Raw genomic sequence first — 5,850 nt, forward strand, 5'->3', positions numbered from 1 at the left:
GACCCACCGCCATCGCAGGCAAGCCAGCTCCCACATTGGATTTGCATGGTTTGGCAGAAGGCTTTCCAGGCTCCGCCCGGCAGCGGGCACTAGGCAAGCGCCCCGTCAGCCGCTACATTGGCCGACTTGCGCCTGCCTTTCAGGCCTGTCTGTCACCCCTTATTGAACACACGGAACCTGCAAAACCCCATCATGGACCCTTCCCCTGGTATCACCCTCGCTACACTCTTCGCCGATTTCGGCATGATTCTTTTTGCACTGATCCTGGTACTGCTCAACGGTTTCTTCGTTGCGGCGGAATTTGCCATGGTCAAACTGCGCGCCACCCGGGTCGAGGCCATCGCCCACAAGAACGGCTGGCGCGGGCAGATCCTGCGCACCGTCCACAGTCAGCTCGACGCCTATCTGTCGGCCTGCCAATTGGGTATTACCCTCGCCTCCCTGGGCCTGGGCTGGGTCGGTGAGCCGGCCTTTGCGCACATCCTCGAGCCATTGCTGGGCGCCATCGGCGTGCAATCGCCTGAAGTGATCAAAGGCGTGTCGTTTTTTGCCGCCTTCTTCGTGATTTCCTACCTGCACATCGTGGTCGGTGAATTGGCCCCCAAGTCCTGGGCAATTCGCAAACCCGAGCTGCTGTCGCTGTGGACGGCGGTGCCGCTGTACCTGTTCTACTGGGCCATGTACCCGGCGATCTACCTGCTCAACGCCAGCGCCAACGCCATCTTGCGTATCGCCGGCCAAGGCGAGCCCGGCCCGCACCATGAGCACCATTACAGCCGCGAAGAACTCAAGCTGATCCTGCACTCCAGCCGTGGCCAGGATCCAAGCGACCAAGGCATGCGCGTACTGGCTTCGGCCGTGGAAATGGGCGAGCTGGAAGTGGTGGACTGGGCCAACTCCCGCGAAGACCTGGTGACCCTGGACTTCAACGCCCCGCTCAAGGAAATCCTCGCGTTGTTCCGCCGCCACAAATTCAGCCGTTACCCGGTGTATGACGCCGATCGCAACGAGTTTGTCGGCTTGCTGCACATCAAGGACCTGCTGCTGGAACTGGCTGCCCTGGACCACATCCCCGAGTCGTTCAACCTGGCCGAGCTGACCCGCCCGCTGGAGCGTGTCTCGCGGCACATGCCGCTGTCGCAGTTGCTGGAGCAGTTCCGCAAAGGCGGCGCGCACTTTGCCCTGGTGGAAGAAGCCGACGGCAAAGTCATCGGCTACCTGACCATGGAAGACGTGCTGGAAGTGCTGGTCGGCGATATCCAGGACGAACACCGCAAGGCCGAGCGCGGCATCCTCGCCTACCAGCCAGGCAAACTGCTGGTGCGTGGCGACACGCCGCTGTTCAAGGTGGAGCGCCTGCTGGGCGTGGACCTGGACCACATCGAAGCCGAAACCCTGGCCGGCTTGATCTACGACACGTTGAAACGCGTGCCGGAAGAGGAAGAAGTGCTGGAAGTTGAAGGCTTGCGCATCATCATCAAGAAGATGAAAGGGCCGAAGATCGTCCTGGCCAAGGTGTTGCTGCTGGATTGACGCCTCAATTGCCCAACGCAAAGTTGGGCAATTTGCCAAGCGGCTGGTTGAACTCATACGGAATCGAAACCAGCCCGGCCTCGGAAGCCTTCTGCACCACAAAATGCAGATGCGGCCCGCTGCTGTTGCCGGTATTGCCCGACAACGCCAGTGGGCTTCCCACCACCACACGCTGCCCTGCCCTTACGCTGACCGAACCTTGCTTGAGGTGCAAATACACGCCCTCGGTGCCGTCATCGTGGCGTATGCGCACGAAATTCCCGGACGCGTCATTACCGCGCCCGGCCTGGTTATTTTCGGTCTTCACCACCATCCCGCTACGCGCCGCAATGATTGGTGTGCCTTCGGGCATGGCGATGTCCATGGCGTAGCGGCTCTTGGCGTCGGTGTGGCTGAAGCTGCCGTTAGGGCCTTGGGTCAAGCGAAACGGCCCACCACGCCAAGGCAAAGCATAGCGATAGGCTTGCTGTGGATAACTTGATGTGGGCATATCCAGCACCGGCTGTTTGGTCCGTTCCACCCGGCGCTCCTGCATCACAAATGCCTGGGCGCCCGGCGTTTGCCGGTCGCTGAAAGACACCACGCCATTGGCATCGGTGGTTTTGTAGAGGGTCATGGCCAGGGTCGAAGTGCAAACCGTGGCCAGCCCACAGAACAGGACTAGGCGAATGAACATGACGTACCTGCCGGGATGACTGTTCGGCAGGCTAGCAAGGGTTGATGACAGCTCTAAGCGGGCAGCGCGGTAAAGCAGATATCCACATTCATCCGGGCGGCGGCCGACAGGTTGACCAGCGCATCAAGGGAAAACTTGTCGATCTTGCCGTTGAGCACGTCGTTCAAGCGCGGCTGACTGATACCGAGCCTTTGTGCCGCGTCTTTCTGAGAAAGCTCCCAGCTGCGGATGGTGTTGCACAACTCCAACAACAACTTTGAGCGCATGCGCATATTGGCGGCTTGTTGGGGCGTGTCTTCCAGAGCATCCCAGACGCTGCTGAAACGTTCGGTGTGAATTTTTGAGTCTGTCATGGGCTTAACCTATCTCCTGCAATCTGGCACGAGCCAGTTCGATATCCCGCCCTTCGGTTTTCTGTGTGGTTTTGCGCAGCGCGTGCAGCACATAGACTGCTTCCGGCCGATTAATCACATAGAACACTCGAAACGCTCCTGATTCCTCAGTGATCCGAATTTCGCTGACGCCCCTCCCGATAGTCTTCATCGGTTTGCAATCAAAAGGCTGTTCACCCTGCTGCAAGAGATCCAACTGAAAGCCGGCAGCCCTTCGGGCGTCGAGAGGGAATTCGTTGAGATCCTTGAGCGAGATTCCTAAAAACACCACATCCTTATGCCTTGGCATTTGCTTCTCCTTTCCTGGAAAGAAGAAGCCTAATCGACGATTCAGCCAAAGGCGGTGCAGGTGTGTTTCAAGGCATAGCAAAGGCTCGATAACACTGACGCGTTATCGAGAGACTATATCGAAATGGATATAAATCAAGCGACCCAGCGGGAATCAGACGGTCGGTCGATTCCCTTGATTCAGGCGATCAAGCTCCCGGCACGAAGTGCTTCTGCGCCGTACCGCGCGCGATCAGGCGGGAGATGTAGTCGAGCTTCTGCGCATCCTGGTCAATAAACCGGAAGGTCAGTTGCAGCCAGTCGCTGTCAGGCCGTGGCTCATAGGCGACGATGGCGTGCAGGTAGCCGTTGAGGCGCGCGACTTCGGCGTTCTCGCCTTGCTCAAGGTCGAGCACGGCGCTTTCCAGCACCTGGGGCAGCACTTCACCGCGACGGACCACCAGCAGCGCTTCCTTGATGCTCAGCGCCTTGATCACACATTGCTGGTTGCCGCTGGACAACCGCAGTTGGCCCTGGCCGCGACCGCCGGCAGGCGAGGCAGCAGGCGCTTGCACCGGTTGGCTGTTGAGCAGGCCTTTGCTCGGCGCAGCTATCGGCGCAGCTATCGGCGCAGCTATCGGCGCCGGTTTGGCCGCCTCGGGCTTGCCGCCGGTCAAGGCATTGAGAGAGTCGTTGCCGAAGGCCGAGTTCATCTTGGTCGGCGCGCTGGCGATAAGGGCGTCGAGACGGCCGATCTTGTGCAAAGCCTGCTTGACCTTGTTCAGCAGTTGCTCGTTGGTGAACGGCTTACTGACGTAACCGGAAACCCCGGCCTGGATCGCCTGCACTACGTTTTCCTTGTCGCCACGGCTGGTCACCATCACGAACGGCATGACTTTGAGATGGGCCTGTTCACGGCACCAGGTCAACAGCTCAAGGCCAGACATCTCAGGCATTTCCCAGTCGCACAGCACCAGGTCGAAGGTCTCACGCATCAGGATGGATTGCGCCTTTTTGCCGTTTACCGCGTCTTCAATCTTGATGCCTGGGAAGTAGTTGCGCAGGCACTTCTTCACCAAATCGCGGATAAACGAGGCGTCGTCCACCACCAATACACTGACTTTACTCATCGACCCTTCATCCTATTAAAACTTCGGCATGCAAAACGCCTGACTGATGGCATTTTGCCAAAACTCGCTGGTCACAGAAGGACTTATTGCTCCTGCTGCGCAAATAAATTCAGATGCCACAAACGAAAACGCCCGACCAAAGGCCGGGCGTTAATGTCTCGGGCAACCTTACTTATCGTCAGTTTCGCCCGGAACATTAGGGATTTGATCGGCCGTGCCTTCAACTTCGGCTTTCATGCGCTTGAGGCCCATGTGCCGCACGTCGGTGCCGCGCACCAGGTAAATCACCAATTCCGAGATATTGCGCGCGTGGTCGCCGATCCGTTCCAGGGAACGCAATACCCAGATGATGTTCAAGACCCGCGAGATAGAGCGCGGGTCTTCCATCATGTAGGTGGCCAGCTCGCGCAGTGCGGTCTTGTATTCGCGGTCGATGGTCTTGTCGTATTGCGCCACCGACAACGCCAATTCGGCGTCGAAGCGGGCGAAAGCGTCCAGCGCATCGCGCACCATATTGCGCACTTGGTCACCGATGTGGCGCACTTCCACGTAACCGCGTGGCGCCTCGCCTTCTTCGCACAGCTGGATAGCGCGGCGGGCGATTTTGGTGGCTTCGTCGCCGATGCGCTCCAAATCGATTACCGACTTGGAGATGCTGATGATCAAACGCAGGTCGGAGGCCGCCGGCTGGCGACGGGCCAGAATGCGCAGGCATTCTTCATCGATATTGCGTTCCATCTGATTGATCTGGTCATCAATCTCGCGCACTTGCTGGGCCAGGCCAGAGTCGGCCTCGATCAACGCAGTAACGGCATCGTTGACTTGCTTCTCCACCAGCCCGCCCATCGCCAGGAGGTGGCTGCGCACCTCCTCAAGCTCGGCGTTGAACTGCGCGGAGATGTGGTGGGTAAGGCCTTCTTTGCTAATCATGGGTTTGCTCCGCAAAAGCTGTAAGCCGCAAGCTACAAGCTGCAAGCTGATGTGTGTCGTTGATCAAACTGCTTCCACTTGCCGCCTGAAACTTGCGGCTTGCAGCTGGGGCTAGCCGTAACGACCGGTGATGTAGTCTTCGGTCTGCTTCTTCGCCGGGTTGGTGAACAAGGTGTCGGTGTCGCCGAACTCCACCAGCTTGCCCATGTACATGAACGCGGTGTAGTCGGAAACCCGCGCCGCCTGTTGCATGTTGTGGGTCACGATGACGATGGTGAACTTGGACTTGAGTTCGTAGATCAGCTCTTCGACTTTCAGCGTCGAGATCGGGTCGAGTGCCGAGCAGGGTTCGTCGAGCAGCAACACTTCCGGCTCCACGGCGATGGTGCGGGCGATCACCAGACGCTGCTGCTGGCCGCCGGACAGGCCGAGTGCCGAGTCGTGCAGGCGGTCTTTAACCTCGTCCCACAGCGCCGCGCCTTTCAAGGCCCACTCAACGGCTTCGTCGAGGATGCGTTTTTTGTTGATGCCCTGGATGCGCAGGCCGTAAACCACGTTTTCGTAGATGGTCTTGGGGAACGGGTTCGGCTTCTGGAACACCATGCCCACGCGGCGGCGCAGCTCGGCCACGTCTTCGCCCTTGCGGTAGATGTTAGTGCCGTACAGGTTGATCGCGCCTTCTACGCGGCAACCGTCAACCAGGTCGTTCATGCGGTTGAAGGTGCGCAGCAGCGTGGACTTGCCGCAGCCGGACGGGCCGATAAAGGCGGTCACGCGCTGCTTGGGGATGTTCATGCTGACGTCGAACAGCGCCTGCTTTTCACCGTAGTACAGGCTCAGGCCCGGAACTTCGATGGCCACGGTTTCCTGGGCCAGGCTCAGGCTCTGCTTGTCGCGACCCAGGGCCGACATGTTGATGCCG

The 5,850-nt window shown here is 59.1% G+C and carries 7 protein-coding genes; 1 reads left to right on the top strand and 6 read right to left on the bottom strand.

The window, feature by feature from the left end; translation table 11 throughout:
* The first annotated feature begins 192 nt into the window (after nt 1–192).
* Nucleotides 193–1,533: a hemolysin family protein gene (locus tag FEM54_RS22355; RefSeq protein ID WP_017135804.1), complete on the top strand. Its 1,341-nt coding sequence runs from the start codon at nt 193–195 to the stop codon at nt 1,531–1,533.
* Nucleotides 1,534–1,537: 4 nt separating this feature from the next.
* On the opposite strand, the gene FEM54_RS22360 is transcribed toward FEM54_RS22355, so the two are convergent.
* The 6 genes from FEM54_RS22360 to pstB all read right to left on the bottom strand — a co-directional run.
* Nucleotides 1,538–2,209, bottom strand: coding sequence for a peptidoglycan DD-metalloendopeptidase family protein (locus tag FEM54_RS22360; RefSeq protein ID WP_138453079.1), 672 nt, complete (start codon nt 2,207–2,209; stop codon nt 1,538–1,540).
* A 53-nt stretch (nt 2,210–2,262) separates the two neighbouring features.
* Nucleotides 2,263–2,562 (bottom strand): helix-turn-helix domain-containing protein, encoded by a 300-nt coding sequence (locus FEM54_RS22365; RefSeq protein WP_099550240.1) that lies wholly within the window; start codon nt 2,560–2,562, stop codon nt 2,263–2,265.
* Nucleotides 2,563–2,566: 4 nt separating this feature from the next.
* Complete coding sequence (locus FEM54_RS22370) at nt 2,567–2,890, bottom strand: type II toxin-antitoxin system RelE/ParE family toxin (RefSeq protein WP_138453081.1); 324 nt, start codon at nt 2,888–2,890, stop codon at nt 2,567–2,569.
* A gap of 187 nt (nt 2,891–3,077) precedes the next feature.
* Nucleotides 3,078–3,998 (bottom strand): response regulator, encoded by a 921-nt coding sequence (locus FEM54_RS22375; RefSeq protein WP_138453083.1) that lies wholly within the window; start codon nt 3,996–3,998, stop codon nt 3,078–3,080.
* A gap of 168 nt (nt 3,999–4,166) precedes the next feature.
* On the bottom strand, nt 4,167–4,928 hold the full coding sequence (gene phoU / locus FEM54_RS22380) for a phosphate signaling complex protein PhoU (protein ID WP_016971674.1): 762 nt from the start codon (nt 4,926–4,928) through the stop codon (nt 4,167–4,169).
* Between the two features lie 111 nt (nt 4,929–5,039).
* A partial coding sequence (pstB, locus tag FEM54_RS22385; RefSeq protein ID WP_138453085.1) for a phosphate ABC transporter ATP-binding protein PstB occupies nt 5,040–5,850 on the bottom strand: 811 nt, incomplete at its 5' end.

Origin of the sequence: Pseudomonas edaphica (genome assembly GCF_005863185.1) — a bacterium.
In the GTDB taxonomy this organism is placed as follows: Bacteria; Pseudomonadota; Gammaproteobacteria; order Pseudomonadales; family Pseudomonadaceae; genus Aquipseudomonas; species Aquipseudomonas edaphica.